Raw genomic sequence first — 15,050 nt, 5'->3', positions numbered from 1 at the left:
CATATCCGGCCAATCAGCGGGAACTGCTTTCTGTTTGCTTCGTCAGCGAAACATTGAGTGTTTTTGTTTTTCCGTTTCGAATGACTTGAATCGTTGTTTTGTCGCCCACTTTTAAATCCTTATAAAGGATTTCCCGAATATCCGCACTGCTCTCCACATCTTGGCCGTTTAGTTTGACGATGATGTCTTCAGAGCGAATGCCGGCTTTTGCCGCAGGGGAATTGGATTGGACTTCTTTTACATAAGCCCCTTTGCTCAGCTGATTTCCGAATAGGCCCAGCGTATTTTCTTGATAGGTTTGCGGGACTTGCGACATATCGACCATTTGAACTCCCAAGAACGGTCTCTCTACCTTTCCGTTTGCCAGCAGCTCGTCAACGACCGGTTCCACGTCGTTACTTGGAATGGCGAATCCGAGAGACTCTACGCCGTTTTCACTGACCTTTAGGCTGTTGATTCCGATGACTTGCCCGCTGGAATTGATTAACGGGCCTCCGCTGTTCCCCGGGTTGATCGCAGCGTCTGTTTGCAGCACATTCATCTCAACTGTTCCTTGGGTTGTATCCACATCAATCGTCCGGTCAAGGCCGCTGATAATCCCTTGCGTCACCGTACCGGAAAACTGCTGTCCGAGCGGGTTTCCGATGGCGATCACTTTTTCTCCGGTGCGAAGCTGTGAAGAATCTCCGAAGCTCGCTACTTTATCAACATTTTCTGAGCTTATTTCCAAAACAGCCAAATCGGTTATTGCATCGCTTCCTACGAGCTTGGCGGTTTCCGTTTTCCCATTATATAACGTAACCGTGAGTTTATTAGCGCCCTCTACGACATGGTTATTCGTAATGATATAGGCTTTCTTATTGTCCTTCTTAAAAATAACACCCGATCCTGTTCCGCTCTCACTCTCAGAACTCGAACTGCTTTCTGTGCCGAATGTATTATTTTGAGAACTTTGAAGGTTGGAGATTCCGACAATTGCCGGCTCCAAGTCTTCTACCATGTCAGCTACGTTTGTCGCGTTCGTCACCGGCGTTGTTGTAAAGTTGTCTGACTGCACCTGCTTATTCGCTGAAACGGTCTCGGTTGTCTGATTATGGTTAGACGGCAGATGAGGCGCGATGCCGAGCATCAAACCTCCGCCGATGATTCCGCCTAAAATCGGACTCAACCATGCGGCTCTCCGTTTTTTTTCTTTTTTTACGGCCGTTTCTTTCTGTTCCATTTCTAAAGCAGCTGCTGTTTCTTTGTGTCCGGCCTCCTGAGAAACAGGCTGATCAAGCAATTTTTGTTCCTGATGCTCAATCAGCTCTGGCTTGTCTGTATGTGACGGTTCATCATTTGAATGAAGGGGTTCATTTTTGTCATCACGTTTATAATCCATTTTCGCACGCTCCTTATACGGTTTTCCATTTATCATTACATATTTATCGCATGTACAAGTTCAATTGTTCCTATAATGAGGAGAAAAGCAAAGCACCAAAATAGTGTATGTTTTATCATATAACATTTTCCTCGCTTTTTTCATTCCTTTCTTCCCTTATACACATCATAAACAAACATTGTGGGATAAAAATGAAAAGAATATGTGAAATTATGAAAATCTGCCTGAGTTGTGTTAAAACTAGTTATAATGACGTTGAAAGGATGTGAATTGCCTTGTCATATACCATTTATCTAGTTGAAGATGAGGATAATCTGAATGAATTGCTTACAAAATATTTAGAGAACGAGGGCTGGGACATTACATCTTTCACAAAAGGGGAGGATGCCAGAAAACAGATGCAGCCGTCACCCCATCTATGGATTCTCGATATTATGCTGCCTGATACGGACGGCTACACTTTAATAAAAGAAATAAAAGAAAAAGACCCTTATGTGCCGGTCATCTTTATTTCCGCACGTGACGCTGATATTGACAGAGTACTTGGCTTAGAGCTTGGGAGCAATGATTATATTGCAAAGCCCTTTTTGCCGAGAGAGCTGATCATTCGTGTTCAAAAGCTTTTGCAGCTTGTATATAAGGACGGGCCTGCGGCGAAAAGGACTGAAACGATCGTGTCTTCCTATAAAGTCGCCGAGGAAGCCCGGGAGGTTTATGATGAGAAGGGGAATTTAATCAACCTGACATCGAAGGAATTTGATCTGCTGCTCTTATTTATTCATCATAAAGGACACCCCTATTCCAGAGAAGATATTCTCTTAAAGGTGTGGGGACATGATTATTTCGGAACCGACAGAGTCGTCGATGACCTCGTACGGCGGCTGCGCAAGAAGATGCCTGAATTAAAAGTCGAAACCATTTACGGGTTCGGCTACAGGATGATGACATCATGAAAAACAGGCCGCTCGCTTTTCAGATTTGGGTTGTCATATCAGGGATTTTGCTGGCTATATCCATTTTATTACTCGTGCTTTTTTCTAATACATTAAGAGATTTCTTTACTAATGAGACGTATACAACAATCGAAAATGAGCAGCATGTGCTGACCGAGTACCGTCTTCCCGGTTCAATCGAAAGACGCTATTACAGCGAGGAAGCAACGGCTCCGACGACTGTGCGATCCGTGCAGCACGTGCTCTTGCCTGAAAGTGAAGATGCTGCCAGCGACAGGAATTTAACAACGCTGTCATCATCATTTATTCATAAGGTGTACAAGCTGGCGAACAAGCAGGATGTAAAAATGAAACGCTATAGCGAAGATGTAAACGGAGAAAAGGTGTTTTTTGTTATTAAAAAGGGGCTTTCGGTAAATGGCCAATCTGCGATGATGCTCTCCTACGCTCTTGATTCCTATCGGGATGATCTGGCATTTACTTTATTCAAGCAGCTGCTGTTTATTCTCACAGGCGTCATCTTGTTAAGCTGGATTCCCGCGATTTGGCTTGCAAAGTACTTATCACGTCCGCTTGTCAGCTTTGAAAAGCACGTCAAACGCATTTCGGAACAAGATTGGGATGATCCGGTTATCGTTGACCGCCAAGATGAAATCGGGAAGCTGGGCCATACGATTGAGGACATGCGCCAAAAGCTGGTTCAAAAAGATGAAACAGAGCGAACGCTTTTGCAAAATATTTCGCATGATTTAAAAACCCCGGTGATGGTCATCAGAGGTTATACGCAGTCCATTAAAGATGGGATTTTTCCTAAAGGGGACCTCGAAAATACGATAGATGTCATTGAAGGCGAAGCGGAAAAATTAGAGAAGAAAATTAAGGATTTATTATATTTAACCAAGCTGGATTATTTATTAAAGCAAAATGTGCATCATGAAACATTCAGCATTGCAGAAGTGACTGAAGAAGTGATCGAGAGGCTGAAATGGTCTCGAAAAGAATTGTCGTGGGTCATTGATGTAGAAGAAGACACCGTAATGCCCGGTGATCCTGAACAATGGAGCAAGCTGCTCGAAAACATACTGGAAAATCAAATCCGGTACGCTGAAACAAAGATTGAAGTCAGCATTAAAAAGGATGTTCAGAACATCTTCATCACGATTAAAAATGACGGGCCCCATATTGAAGATGAGATGCTTTCCAGCCTGTACGAGCCTTTTAATAAAGGGAAGAAAGGCGAATTCGGCATTGGTCTCAGCATCGTAAAACGTATTTTAACTCTTCATAAGGCGTCAATCGCAATTGAAAATGACAAAACAGGAGTAACCTACCGTATAGCAGTACCAAAGAAATAGACTGTGACTTTTTGCAGTCTTTTTTTATGTGAAGGAATAACCGTTAAAATCTCTGTAGTTCGTTTTTATCGGCTGTTTACATTGATGAACCCATTTCTTCTCAGACAAGGTTTGCTTAGGATAAGTGACTTTTTCAACTTTAATCCCTCTGTTTCGTAAGCGGCTGATCATTTCGTCCAATTCTTTCATGTAGATTCACCCTTTCACGTGAATTTTGACCGTTTGGTCATCTCACTTTATAATATAAATAATACAGGATAAAAAAACAAGTTACAATACGGTTAAATTTATAATATACAGATATGACCCTATAGTCATATCCTCATATTTTTTTTGTCGCAACCGTCAGCCTCCGGGCTCCGAAAGGGTGAAACCATTGAAGGAAAAAGAGAAACTGATTATTGAAGCTGCAATTAAACTGTTTGCTCAAAAAGGGTATAAATCAACTTCGGTACAAGAAATTGCCGATGAATGCAAAATGTCTAAAGGCGCTTTTTATATTTACTTTCCTTCCAAGGAAGCGCTGCTCTTATCTATGCTGAACTACTATTATGATAAAATGTTTACCCGAATCCATCATATTCAAACAAAGAGCGGCACCCCAAGGTCAGCCTATAAGGAGCAGCTTGCTGTTTTTTTTGAAAATATTCTTGAACATAAAGACTTTATTACTATGCAGATGAGAGAAGGATCTCTTCCTTATACGGAAGAAGTCGAGCAATGCGCGAAAAAAATCCGTCAGGCTGTTCTTCAGTTTCACATTGACAGTCTATTGAATATGTACGGAGCAAAAGCAGAGCCTTATACAGCCGAGCTTTGTTTTTTGATCGAAGGAATCAGTCAGATTTATCTGGAATTAATTATTGTAACAGGGCAAACTCTGAAGCCTGAGCAATTAGCGGAAACGGTTATTAAGAGAATTGATGACATGGTGAATGGGATGGCAGAAAGAAATGAATATCCTTTCATCTCGCTTGATGAAGCGAGCTCGCTGTTTGGGCCCCTGTATCACGGGAGGCCTGACCCTCTTAGTGAGTCTATTATCAAAGAGATTCGCATAAAGATCGGCAAGATAAACACAATCTCTGCGCCTGAATTAACTGAAAGCCTCGATATTCTTGAAGCGGAGATGAAGAAAAAAACACCGAAACAAGCAATCATCAAGGGGATGATTCTTAACCTGAAGGAGTCGGAAGCAATTGCCAAAGAGGCAGAACAGCTCCGTTACTTATTAAAACAGCAATTTATTTAGAAGGAACGGCTGCTTATACAAGCAGCCGTCTTTTTTCTATTACGCTTTTGGTTTCACCATATCCTCAGGTTTGACCATCTCGTTAAATTGCTCTTCTGTCAGCAATTCAAGCTTGAGAGCCGCTTCTTTTAAGGTCAATCCCTCTTTATGGGCAAGCTTCGCGATCTTCGCCGCATTTTCGTAGCCGATATGCGGGTTCAGCGCTGTCACAAGCATCAGAGAGTTTGACAGGTTTTCCTGAATGGTTTCTTTATCTGGCTCAATACCGACAGCACACTTGTCATGGAAAGAGTTCATTCCGTCACTGAGAAGCTGTACTGATTGAAGGAAGTTATAAATGATAACCGGCTTGAATACGTTCAGCTCGAAGTTCCCCTGACTCGCGGCAAAGCCGATTGTTGCATCGTTCCCCATGATTTGCGCAGCAATCATCGTAAGTGCTTCGCTTTGTGTCGGATTGACTTTACCCGGCATAATAGAACTTCCAGGCTCATTTTCAGGGATAACGATTTCTCCGATTCCGCAGCGCGGTCCGCTCGCCAGCCATCTGACATCATTGGCGATTTTCATTAAGTCAGCCGCAAGAGCTTTTAATGCGCCGTGTACATACGTGATTTCATCATGGCTTGTAAGCGCATGGAATTTATTCGGTGAGCTTTTGAACGTTTGCCCGGTTAGTTTCGTGATCTCTTCTGATACGAGTTCTCCAAACTCCGGATGGGCGTTGATTCCCGTTCCAACAGCCGTGCCGCCAATCGCAAGCTCACGGATTTTTTCCGTTGCTTCCAAAATCATTTCCTTTGAGCGGTCCAGCATATAAACCCAGCCGCTGATCTCCTGGCCGAGCGTTAACGGCGTTGCGTCCTGAAGGTGCGTACGGCCGATTTTCACGATATCCTGATATGCTTTTGCTTTTTCATCCAGCGTATTGCGGAGCTGATCAAGCGCAGGAACAAGCTGCTCATAAATGGCAAGGACTCCCGCCACGTGCATGGCAGTCGGGAATGTGTCATTTGAGCTCTGACTGCGGTTGACGTCATCGTTTGGATGAATCGCTTTATCGGAGTTCTTTTCTTTTAATAAAGCAGTCGCCCGGTTTGCCACCACTTCATTCATGTTCATATTGCTTTGCGTGCCGCTTCCTGTCTGCCATACGACAAGCGGGAAGTTGTCATCGTACTTGCCTTTGAGCACTTCATCACATACCGCTGCGATTGCTTCCGCTTTTTCAGAATCCAAATTGCCGAGTCGTTCATTGGCGATAGCAGTGCTTCGTTTCAAAATTGCAAACGCCTTCACAACTTGCTTCGGCATTTTCTCAGAACCGATTTTGAAGTTCTCCTTGCTTCGCTGTGTTTGGGCGCCCCAAAATTTATCAGCAGGAACTTTTACTTCTCCCATGGTGTCTTTTTCAATTCTGTATTCCATTTTTATGTATCCCTCCATAACTGTTGCTTCAATAGAAAATAATTCGCCGGCTGTCCTTGAAATCCTTTTTATTTTTCAATCTTTGCTGATTTTAATTTCAAGTCCAGATACACACGCAAGTCCTTAGAGTATTTATATCTCGGATTCGTTTTCCCATACTCCTTTGACGTGTATGCCACTTCATAATTTTCTTCAAACGATTTGATGATTTGCTCGATTTCTTCTTTTTTCCCCGCCAGTCTGACCTGTGCCACCTTGTATCCTCTCATTCCTCTAAAAAACTTGTATCAAGAAATACTGTAACACAGTATATCATTTTTTTAACAGGAAAAGATAACCTCTAATAAGGATTTGCGACAAGAGGTGAGCGCGTTGAAACACTCTGAGTTTAAAGAATATATCCACGACAATTTAGCATTGGTGCTTCCTGATTTAAATCAGAATGACGATCTGATTCAAAATAAAAAAATGCTCGCCAGCGGGCTTGTGTTTTACTATATGTATTTTAGCGAACTCATTGATCAAAGCAAAGTGCAGGACGCAGTTAAGACACTGACAAAGGATGAAGATACGCTCACTTTGGATCAGTTAAAAAACCGCCTCGACCAAATTGATGCCCGCCCCGTGATGACAGTTAAGGACACGGTGAATTCCGTGCTCAGAGGCAATTGCATTATATTTGTGAACGGATTGAATGAAGCTTATGTTCTATCAGCAAGCAAAAAAAAGGTCAGGAGTTTGACGGAGCCTACATCTGAAAAGGTGGTCAGGGGGCCAAAGGTTGCCTTTGTTGAAGATACAGACACGAACGTCGCTCTGATCAGACAAAGGACGAATCACCCTAAGCTTGTTGTCAAAAAAATGCTCATTGGAGAAAACAAGCTCAAATACGCCACCATTATGTACATTGAAGGCAAAGCGAAAAAGTCCGTCATCGAGGATGTAAAAAGCCGGCTAAAAGAAGTGAAATTAGATGATATTCAGGATTCCGGCACATTAGAAGAGCTGATTGAAGATAATAAATATTCACCGTTTCCGCAAATTCAAAATACGGAAAGGCCGGATAAGGTCTCCTCCGCCCTTTTTAATGGGCGTGTGGCGATTTTTGTAGACAACTCTCCGTTTGCGCTGCTTGTGCCGGCGTCTCTCGGCGTTCTGATGCAGTCGCCTGATGATTATTATGAACGCTGGATCTCCGCGTCTCTCATCAGAACGCTGCGCTTTGTGTCTATTTTTCTCACCTTGTTTTTATCATCGATTTATATCGCTCTCGTTTCGTTTCAGCAAGGGCTGCTGCCGACTTCTCTTGCTGTCACGATTTCAGCTAACAGAGAAAATGTTCCGTTTCCGCCTATCATTGAAGCCATGCTGATGGAGATTACAATTGAGCTTTTGCGGGAAGCGGGACTTCGGCTTCCTAACCCGCTCGGCCAGACCATCGGCCTTGTCGGAGGAGTCGTCATCGGCCAGGCCGCAGTTGAAGCAAACCTGGTCAGCTCCATCATGGTGATTGTAGTAAGCATCATCGCGCTAGCTTCTTTTACAGTTCCGCAATACGGAATGGGGCTCTCCTTCCGTGTGCTCCGGTTTATTTCTATGATTACCGCGGCTACTCTCGGTCTGTACGGCATCATTTTGTTTATGCTGGTTATTTATACACATTTAACAAGGCAAAGAAGCTTTGGCTCGCCCTATTTTTCACCTAATGGATTTTTCAGTTTGAAAAACGCCGATGATTCCATTTTCCGGCTTCCTACAAAAAACGAACCAAAAGAGGCGAATGATGCAAATGAGCCAAAAGAAGACTCCAACTAAAATCAACAGTTATGAAGCAACAGCCATTATTTCAAACACCATGCTCGGCGCGGGGCTTCTGTCACTGCCAAGAACGCTTACGGCAAAAGCAAACTCCCCGGACGGCTGGATTGTCTTAATGCTGGAAGGCCTGATTTTTATATTTCTCATTTTCTTAAACACAAAAATCATACAAAAACATCAATATGAATCCTACTTTGATTATGTCCAAGAAGGATTCGGCCGTTTTTTGGGCAGTTTGCTGAATCTGGGAATTACCGGTTACTTTATTGGCGTTGCCAGTTTTGAAGCAAGGGCGATGGCTGAAATGGTGAAATTCTTTCTGCTTGAAAACACGCCCATTCAGGTCATCCTGTTAAGCTTTATCTTTTGCGGCATCTATTTAATGATTGGCGGAATGAGTGATATATCAAGACTTTTTCCTTTCTTCTTAACAGTGACAATTATCATTCTGCTGATTGTGTTTGCATTCAGCTTACAAATATTCGACATTAATAATATGCGGCCTGTGCTTGGACAGGGAATGAGCTCTGTTTTTAATTCCCTTACTATCGTCTCCGTTTCTTTCTTAGGTGTGGAGGTTATGCTGTTTTTGCCTAAGTATATGAAAAAAAGGAAACAGATGTTTAAGTCATCGGCAATTGGATTTTCCATCCCGATTTTCTTATACATCATCACTTATGTCATTGTGGTCGGCTCGTTGTCCGTCCCTGAGGTCGTATCCATTATTTGGCCGACGATCACCCTATTTCAATCCTTTGAAACAAAGGGACTGTTTGTTGAACGATTTGAATCATTTTTGCTTATCGTTTGGATCATTCAATTTTTCACCACTTATGTGATGTACACGTTTTTTGCAGCATCCGGTCTGAAAAAAGTGTTCAGATCTTCTAATAAAACGGGAATCTTCATTATCTCCGTTGTCACTTTTTTCATTTCTCTATGGCCCAAAGATGCGAATCAAGTCATGGCGTTTAGTGATTATCTGGGCTATATTTTCTTAGGGCTGTTTGTGACGCCCTTTGTTACATTTCTATTGGTCGCATTGAAAAGGAGGCTGAAAGCGCAATGAGAAAACCCATCCTCTTATTCATCTTGTGCACAATTCTTTTATCCGGCTGCTGGGACAGCCGCAACCTTGAGGATTTAAGCCTAATTATCGGGCTGGGGCTCGACAAACCGGAAAACGGCAAGAATCTGGAAATTTCACAGCAAATATTAATTCCTAGAAAAATAAGCGCCCAGCAATCCTCTTCAGGAGATCCGACGAAAATCTCTACGACTCAGGGGGAAACCGTCCATCAAGTTTTCAGGACGGCAGCTTTAAAAAACCGCCCTTCCTTCTCTCAGCATTTGCGAGTGATCTTGGTGTCTAAGAAGCTGCTCTCCAATGATATTCAAATGGACGCGCTTCTTAATCAGTTTGTAAGAGATAACGGAACAAGGCGAAGCTCCCATGTATTTGTCGTAGCTGACAAAGCAAAAGACATTTTAAAAATCAGCGATGAGGGCGATCCTGCTTCTAACGTTATCTACGAATTAACAGACAATAATAAGGTGACCGTCAGAATGATGGAGGCTGTCACATTAGGGGATGTTTCAAAGAAAATGACGGCAGGAGATTCATTTGTTATTCCTCACGTGGGTGTCCAAGCTGGCAAAATTGAAATTGATGGAGCCTCTGTTATTAAAAACAAATACTGGCATGCTGATTTGTCGCCCGGCCAGGTGCAAGCCATGAATTTGTTTACTGGAGAAGTGGAAGGCGGTGTAATTGACGCCCAACATGATGGGGAGCTTTTTTCCTACGAAGTCTATTCCAGCCACAAAAACATTAAAACCTCATATCGGGACGGTAAATTTAAATTCGTCGTGAACAGAGAAGTGGAAGGGCGCTTGTCAGAGGACTGGAACCCGAAAGAAAACTCGTTTCAGGATTCGTATATAAAAGAGATTGAGGAAGCGACAAAGAAACAAATCCAAGCTCAAGTGACAGAGTTTATCACTCTGCTGCAAGATGATATTAAAACCGATATAACCGGTTTAGGAGACCAAGTGCGAATTCATTATCCTCAGCAGTGGAGAAAAATCTCAAAAAAATGGGATCAAGTATTCAGCGAATCAGATATTGAGTACCATGTGAAGGTGATTGTCAGAGACTTCGGGACAAAAGGTGTCACGCAATAAATGAAGCGCCGCATGGCTTGAAAGCGCGGCCGGTCTACTTGACGAGTTTATTCCGATGGGCATAGACAGCCGCTTGAGTCCGGTCGGCGACTTCAAGCTTTGATAAAATATTGGTGACATGGGTTTTTACGGTCTTTATTGTGATAAACAGCTCTTCACCAATTTCTTTATTTGTTTTGCCTTCTGCCACGAGACAGAGTATTTCCAGCTCTCTTTTCGTCAATGTTTCATGCGGGAGTGCACTGTCACTTGAATGGCGCAGTCTGGATAAAACCTTTCCCGCCACTTTCGATTCAAGCTTGGGCTCTCCTTTGCTTGCTGCCCGGATGGCGTCGGCGATTTCTCCCGCTTTTGATGTTTTCAGCAAATAGCTGAGCGCTCCCGCTTCGATGACAGGATACACTTTGTCATCGTCGATAAAGCTTGTCAGCACAATAATTTTCGGATCATCGAGCACGCCGCAAATTTGTTTTGTGGCTTCGATGCCGTCCATTCCCTCCATCACAAGATCCATCAAAATAACGTCCGGCTTCAATTGCACGGCAAGCTGTACGCCCTGGCTTCCGTCTGAAGCTTCGCCTATCACTTCAATATCCGCCTGCGCTTCTAAAAAAGCCGCAAGACCCATTCTGACCATTTCATGATCATCTATCAACAACACTCGAATCACTGTCGCTCTCTCCTTTTTCTTCTGGGAAAATCGGGACTTTTACATCGATTTGTGTTCCTTTCCCTTCTACTGATATGATTTCCGCTACTCCGCCGACTTCACTTGCCCGTTCCTTGATTGAATGTAAGCCGTACGAGGATGTTTTCACCTTATCCATCGTAAAACCCGCGCCATTATCAATGACCTTCAGCTGAAGCTGCCGATTTTTTGATCCGAGGCGCACTGAGACTTTAGAGGCTTTTGAATGCCTGAACACGTTAGAAAGCGCCTCTTGGACAATTCTGAATAAATGGTCTTCCACACCCTTTGAAACTCCCGTGTCCTGAATATCCCATTCTATATCCATCGGCTGCTTTGCTTGAAATTCGTTTAACAGTTCGATTAAGCCTTGCTTTAATCCTTTTCCTTCTAAGGTGACCGGTCTTAAGTGGAGAAGCAGCGCCCTCATTTCATTTTGGGCCTCTCCCGCCATGTTCTCTACCATTCTGATCCGTTTGACTGTTTTATCATCCGCTTCCTTTAGATTTTCCAAAACAGCGGACGTCATCATCGAAATGGCAAAGAGCTGCTGGCTTACGGCATCATGGAGATCTCTTGCTAACCGCTGGCGTTCTTCTGAAATAACGGATTTCTTCATTTGCACCTGCCACTCGGCCCGTTCATTTGACAATTTTTGCAAAGAAGCAACTTGCAGCTCCACCCGTTTCGCCATTTCATTCAGCTGATCAGCGGCAAGGCCGATTTCGTCTTCTCCAAGCGGCGGCACCCGATACGAGAAATTGCCGTTTTCAAACTTTAAAATTGATTCTATCAGCTTATCAATTCTCGTTTTCAAATGGTTGCCGTACATGTACCCCGATGCGAAGCCGACAGCAAGGCTGATAAGCAGCAAAATCAAAATAAACGGAATGCCGAACCAGCCGGATGATAATAACAGCACGGGATCAAGCTGATAATAAAACAGAAGAAGCCCGATTAAGGCGGCACATAAGAGCAGGCTGATCCCTGTTGTCATGCGGATCGCACGCCATTGAATATTGGCGAGTATTTTTTTCCTCATAAATATTTCACATCCACATCACCGATAAATAAGGAAATCGATATTTTGACCCTCCGTTTTGCTTGGCTGTAATCAGGTGAAGCCGCATACAGCTTTGTGCTCATGCCGCTTGTTTTCGATCCGATAAGATCAATGTCTCCGATAAAGGCAGAAGAACTGACAGATACCTCAAGATCGGCCGGTACATAAATATCGACATTCCCGATCACTCCGCTAATGACGACGGTGCTTTCACCTTCCGGAATAATGGCTTTCGATAAATCAATTTTCACATCGCCGATAAAACCAGAAACATTTAAGTCATTCAGGTCAAACGGATTTTTCATCAGTCTCAGCTCACCGATAAAAAAGCTTTTCAGTTCCGTCTGTTTATAATCGGCTTGGCCTGAGGACTCAGGCTGTTTCTCCTTTTTGTCCAAATTGATTTTCTTCTCCTGGTCAAACACGGCTTTTCCTTTCACAAGCCTGTAGCCGGCATAAATTAAAAAAGCGGCGAAGGCATAGCCGAATAGGTTAAACGTAATGCTGAACAGGTTTTTCAAAAAAAGAAAAGCGGCAAAGATATACATGACAGATCCAAGCCAGTGGCGGGAATATTTTTTCAGAAAATAACCGGCAATCAGAAAAAAGAGCGGCCAAAAGAGTAAATCTCCGATGCCGATAATTTGTAAAAACATACTGATGCCAAATAGAGCAATGATAAGTCCAAGAAGCTGTTTTTTTGTCATTCTCAGCTGTTCCGCCTCCTTTCTCCTGCCAGATTGCTACCGGATTGTAACATTCCCGCTTGTCACTTTAATCTCAATCTGCTGTTTTCCGCTGCCTCGTTTTCCTGTCAGTTTGTTTTGATCAAGATTTGTATCATCAAACGAATACGATGGATTGATATTCCCGCTTGTAGTTGCGGCATTCACTGTAAAATCACCTTTATCAGGAAGCGACATTTTAACATTGCCGCTCGCCAGCTTGAGAGATGCGGGGGAGTTGATTTCCTGAAACGAGGCATTGAGATTTCCTGATGACATACGCACATCAAGAGATCCCGTCACAGTGGCCAGGCTGGCATTGCCGGATGCAGAGCGTATGCTTGCCGTTTTGGTCTCAAGCTCTGACAAAACCGTATTTCCTGAAGAGCCTTTCACTTCAAGGTCCTTGATTTTTGCATTCTTAAACGTCATATTTCCGCTCGATGACTTTGCGCTCAAATGCCGGAGAGCCAAGCTTCCGTTTCCATCAAGATCGACATCGCCGCTGGATGAGCGAACGAGAATTTCATCTTTATAGGCATACGGAACCCGGACAATAAGAGAGGACTGATGAAAGAAATTCAGAAATTGAAATCCCTTTTCCTTTGCTGTCAGCCCCAGTGTTTTTCCGTTTTCTGTTACATATAGTTTTCCGGATTTCCCTGTTATGCTTGCCGAAATGTCGTTACGCTCTTCCGCAATGACATGTACATGAATGTTTTCTGCGGAAATCGTCATGCTGTTAACCTCATGTGGCGACGCACTCGCTGATTCTGCTTCTGTTCCTTCTAATGGAGAAAATCGTTCAGCAAGCACGTCTTTCATCATAATAGCTGCAAAAATAAAAACGCCCGCAACAATCAGCAGTTTGCCAAACATTTTTTTCATTTGTTTTTCATCCTTTTTATTCATTCATTCTATTATAAGGGAAAAGGCCTGTAATTGATACGTACATCTGGGGAAGGACTTTTTTCAAAACCCTTCCCCGCTGCACCATTATTCATTTACTGCTGATGTTTGTTCCGCTTTTTTTAATGAGAGAGAACGCATTTTCTCAAGCTCCGCTTCAACCTCTCCGGCGAATTCAGTCCGGCTGTATTCTGTTCCCGCTTCAGCTGACTGAGAATAATTCGCGCGCACTTCCATTTCTTCTATTCGATTTTCCATTCTCAAAAATTCGCGGTACGCGCTTTCGTTGTCAATTTTGTCGAATGACGCATTCATATGCTCTTTGGCATTTGCCGCGTTAGCGCGGGCGATAAGCGCCTGCTTCTTGTCTTTCACATCCTGAAGTCTGACTTCAAGCGTGCTGAGCTGTTCTTTCAGTTCTGCCAATTGTTGATCAGCATGCTCATAGGATGTTTTATGTTCGGCCGCCTTGCCCTCCAAGTATTTCATTTCTGTAAGCGCCTTTTTCGCCAGCTCTTCTTCGCCTGCATCAAAAGCCAGCTGTGCTTGATTTTTGCGTTTACCAGCCGTTTGGCTTGCTTCCTCATATTTTTTCTTAAATTGATGGGCAATCGTATGCTGTTTGACAATCGTTTGCTTTGCTTTTGCGATATCACTTTCCATGTCACGAACATACTGATTCAGCATAACCTTAGGATTCTCCAGCTTATCCAGACCTTCATTAACAGATGCGACAAACATGTTTCTTATTCTTTTTAAAACCATTATATTTCCTCCTATTTGGTTACTTTTTTTTCAAAAACTCTTCCCATTCGGCGTCAAAATTAGTTTCATAAGCTGCTGAAGCAGGCTCTGGGTCAAAGGATGCTGTACGGCTTTCGTCTGAACCGTTTTTCATCATCTTCCAGCCGAAGTAGATCATTACCGCCGCCAGAGCGATCCCGACCAAAAACGGCAATGAACTGACAAGCATCATGGCGCCGATTCCGCCGAAGATGATCCCTGTGACGGTTTTGCCTTTGGCGAATCTTTTTATTCCTGCATATAACAGCAAACCGCCGATCGCGAGCGGGATGATAAAGGCAAAATTGCCTCCTCCGAAAAAGACAGAAATCCCAAATACGATTAATAGAAATCCGCCTGCTGTTTTTACGTTTATGTTCATGCTGATCCTCCTTTCGTATTCCATGTCTTTACTATAAACAAATTGCAGAAGCGGCAAAACGAGTCAGAGATTGATTTTGTCATAAGACCAGAGTCGTATTCTGTGCAGGACCCTAAACAAAAAACGCCC

General features: G+C 43.3%; 16 protein-coding genes. 6 read left to right on the top strand and 10 right to left on the bottom strand.

What is annotated here, in order from left to right:
• Nucleotides 1–13 precede the first annotated feature (13 nt).
• A complete protein-coding gene (locus tag GXP75_RS09420) occupies nt 14–1,381 on the bottom strand; it encodes a S1C family serine protease (RefSeq protein ID WP_242556665.1) in 1,368 nt (455 codons plus the stop codon).
• 275 nt (nt 1,382–1,656) lie between these two features.
• On the opposite strand from GXP75_RS09420, the gene cssR reads away from it, so the two are divergent.
• The gene (gene cssR / locus GXP75_RS09415) at nt 1,657–2,334 is read left to right on the top strand and encodes a two-component system response regulator CssR (RefSeq protein ID WP_214919026.1); all 678 of its coding nucleotides are present in this window, start codon (nt 1,657–1,659) and stop codon (nt 2,332–2,334) included.
• A complete protein-coding gene (gene cssS / locus GXP75_RS09410; RefSeq protein ID WP_239814590.1) occupies nt 2,331–3,689 on the top strand; it encodes a two-component system sensor histidine kinase CssS in 1,359 nt (452 codons plus the stop codon). Before cssR ends, cssS begins: the two co-directional genes overlap by 4 nt.
• A 24-nt stretch (nt 3,690–3,713) precedes the next feature.
• Here the strand turns inward: cssS and spxO are convergent, their stop codons facing one another.
• On the bottom strand, nt 3,714–3,878 hold the full coding sequence (gene spxO / locus GXP75_RS09405) for an anti-adapter protein SpxO (protein WP_003326984.1): 165 nt from the start codon (nt 3,876–3,878) through the stop codon (nt 3,714–3,716).
• A gap of 187 nt (nt 3,879–4,065) precedes the next feature.
• On the opposite strand from spxO, the gene GXP75_RS09400 reads away from it, so the two are divergent.
• Nucleotides 4,066–4,941, top strand: coding sequence for a TetR/AcrR family transcriptional regulator (locus GXP75_RS09400; RefSeq protein WP_214919024.1), 876 nt, complete (start codon nt 4,066–4,068; stop codon nt 4,939–4,941).
• Between the two features lie 39 nt (nt 4,942–4,980).
• On the opposite strand, the gene fumC is transcribed toward GXP75_RS09400, so the two are convergent.
• Both fumC and GXP75_RS09390 read right to left on the bottom strand, forming a co-directional pair.
• Nucleotides 4,981–6,369: a class II fumarate hydratase gene (gene fumC / locus GXP75_RS09395; protein ID WP_061570646.1), complete on the bottom strand. Its 1,389-nt coding sequence runs from the start codon at nt 6,367–6,369 to the stop codon at nt 4,981–4,983.
• A 68-nt stretch (nt 6,370–6,437) separates the two neighbouring features.
• A complete protein-coding gene (locus GXP75_RS09390; RefSeq protein ID WP_003326981.1) occupies nt 6,438–6,623 on the bottom strand; it encodes a YvzF family protein in 186 nt (61 codons plus the stop codon).
• A 118-nt stretch (nt 6,624–6,741) separates the two neighbouring features.
• Here GXP75_RS09390 and gerAA point away from each other — a divergent pair, with 118 nt between their 5' ends.
• Genes gerAA through GXP75_RS09375 form a run of 3 tightly spaced genes read left to right on the top strand, consistent with a single transcriptional unit; the run spans nt 6,742 to nt 10,371 of the window.
• Entirely contained in the window at nt 6,742–8,184 is a 1,443-nt protein-coding gene (gene gerAA / locus GXP75_RS09385; protein WP_061570647.1) for a spore germination receptor protein GerAA, read from the top strand.
• Nucleotides 8,159–9,256: a spore germination protein gene (locus GXP75_RS09380; protein WP_214919021.1), complete on the top strand. Its 1,098-nt coding sequence runs from the start codon at nt 8,159–8,161 to the stop codon at nt 9,254–9,256. Before gerAA ends, GXP75_RS09380 begins: the two co-directional genes overlap by 26 nt.
• A complete protein-coding gene (locus tag GXP75_RS09375) occupies nt 9,253–10,371 on the top strand; it encodes a Ger(x)C family spore germination protein (RefSeq protein WP_214919019.1) in 1,119 nt (372 codons plus the stop codon). The genes GXP75_RS09380 and GXP75_RS09375 overlap by 4 nt, the downstream gene beginning before the upstream one ends.
• 34 nt (nt 10,372–10,405) lie before the next feature.
• Here GXP75_RS09375 and liaR read toward each other — a convergent pair whose 3' ends face one another.
• The 6 genes from liaR to GXP75_RS09345 all read right to left on the bottom strand — a co-directional run bounded on the left by liaR (nt 10,406) and on the right by GXP75_RS09345 (nt 14,921).
• Nucleotides 10,406–11,041 (bottom strand): two-component system response regulator LiaR, encoded by a 636-nt coding sequence (gene liaR / locus GXP75_RS09370; RefSeq protein ID WP_061570649.1) that lies wholly within the window; start codon nt 11,039–11,041, stop codon nt 10,406–10,408.
• A complete protein-coding gene (gene liaS, locus GXP75_RS09365) occupies nt 11,016–12,101 on the bottom strand; it encodes a two-component system sensor histidine kinase LiaS (RefSeq protein ID WP_214919017.1) in 1,086 nt (361 codons plus the stop codon). The genes liaR and liaS overlap by 26 nt, the downstream gene beginning before the upstream one ends.
• The gene (liaF, locus tag GXP75_RS09360) at nt 12,098–12,829 is read right to left on the bottom strand and encodes a cell wall-active antibiotics response protein LiaF (RefSeq protein WP_242556664.1); all 732 of its coding nucleotides are present in this window, start codon (nt 12,827–12,829) and stop codon (nt 12,098–12,100) included. Before liaF ends, liaS begins: the two co-directional genes overlap by 4 nt.
• Before the next feature lie 36 nt (nt 12,830–12,865).
• Nucleotides 12,866–13,735, bottom strand: coding sequence for a LiaG family protein (liaG, locus tag GXP75_RS09355; protein ID WP_242556663.1), 870 nt, complete (start codon nt 13,733–13,735; stop codon nt 12,866–12,868).
• Between the two features lie 108 nt (nt 13,736–13,843).
• Nucleotides 13,844–14,521: a stress responsive protein LiaH gene (gene liaH, locus GXP75_RS09350; RefSeq protein ID WP_214919014.1), complete on the bottom strand. Its 678-nt coding sequence runs from the start codon at nt 14,519–14,521 to the stop codon at nt 13,844–13,846.
• A 19-nt stretch (nt 14,522–14,540) separates the two neighbouring features.
• The gene (locus GXP75_RS09345; protein ID WP_214919013.1) at nt 14,541–14,921 is read right to left on the bottom strand and encodes a protein liaI; all 381 of its coding nucleotides are present in this window, start codon (nt 14,919–14,921) and stop codon (nt 14,541–14,543) included.
• Between the last annotated feature and the right edge of the window lie 129 nt (nt 14,922–15,050).

The organism is Bacillus sp. HU-1818, from assembly GCF_022695965.1.
GTDB lineage: Bacteria > Bacillota > Bacilli > Bacillales > Bacillaceae > Bacillus > Bacillus atrophaeus.
This window is presented reverse-complemented; position numbering and strand designations above follow the sequence as displayed.

What these genes read in the sequence shown, in the direction of transcription:
- GXP75_RS09345 (WP_214919013.1), bottom strand. Translation starts at nt 14,921, where the DNA reads ATGAACATAAACGTAAAAACAGCAGGCGGATTTCTATTAATCGTATTT.
- GXP75_RS09380 (WP_214919021.1), top strand. Translation starts at nt 8,159, where the DNA reads ATGAGCCAAAAGAAGACTCCAACTAAAATCAACAGTTATGAAGCAACA.
- GXP75_RS09420 (WP_242556665.1), bottom strand. Translation starts at nt 1,381, where the DNA reads ATGGATTATAAACGTGATGACAAAAATGAACCCCTTCATTCAAATGAT.
- liaS (WP_214919017.1), bottom strand. Translation starts at nt 12,101, where the DNA reads ATGAGGAAAAAAATACTCGCCAATATTCAATGGCGTGCGATCCGCATG.
- fumC (WP_061570646.1), bottom strand. Translation starts at nt 6,369, where the DNA reads ATGGAATACAGAATTGAAAAAGACACCATGGGAGAAGTAAAAGTTCCT.
- liaH (WP_214919014.1), bottom strand. Translation starts at nt 14,521, where the DNA reads ATGGTTTTAAAAAGAATAAGAAACATGTTTGTCGCATCTGTTAATGAA.
- cssS (WP_239814590.1), top strand. Translation starts at nt 2,331, where the DNA reads ATGAAAAACAGGCCGCTCGCTTTTCAGATTTGGGTTGTCATATCAGGG.
- liaF (WP_242556664.1), bottom strand. Translation starts at nt 12,829, where the DNA reads ATGACAAAAAAACAGCTTCTTGGACTTATCATTGCTCTATTTGGCATC.
- spxO (WP_003326984.1), bottom strand. Translation starts at nt 3,878, where the DNA reads ATGAAAGAATTGGACGAAATGATCAGCCGCTTACGAAACAGAGGGATT.
- GXP75_RS09375 (WP_214919019.1), top strand. Translation starts at nt 9,253, where the DNA reads ATGAGAAAACCCATCCTCTTATTCATCTTGTGCACAATTCTTTTATCC.
- liaG (WP_242556663.1), bottom strand. Translation starts at nt 13,735, where the DNA reads ATGAAAAAAATGTTTGGCAAACTGCTGATTGTTGCGGGCGTTTTTATT.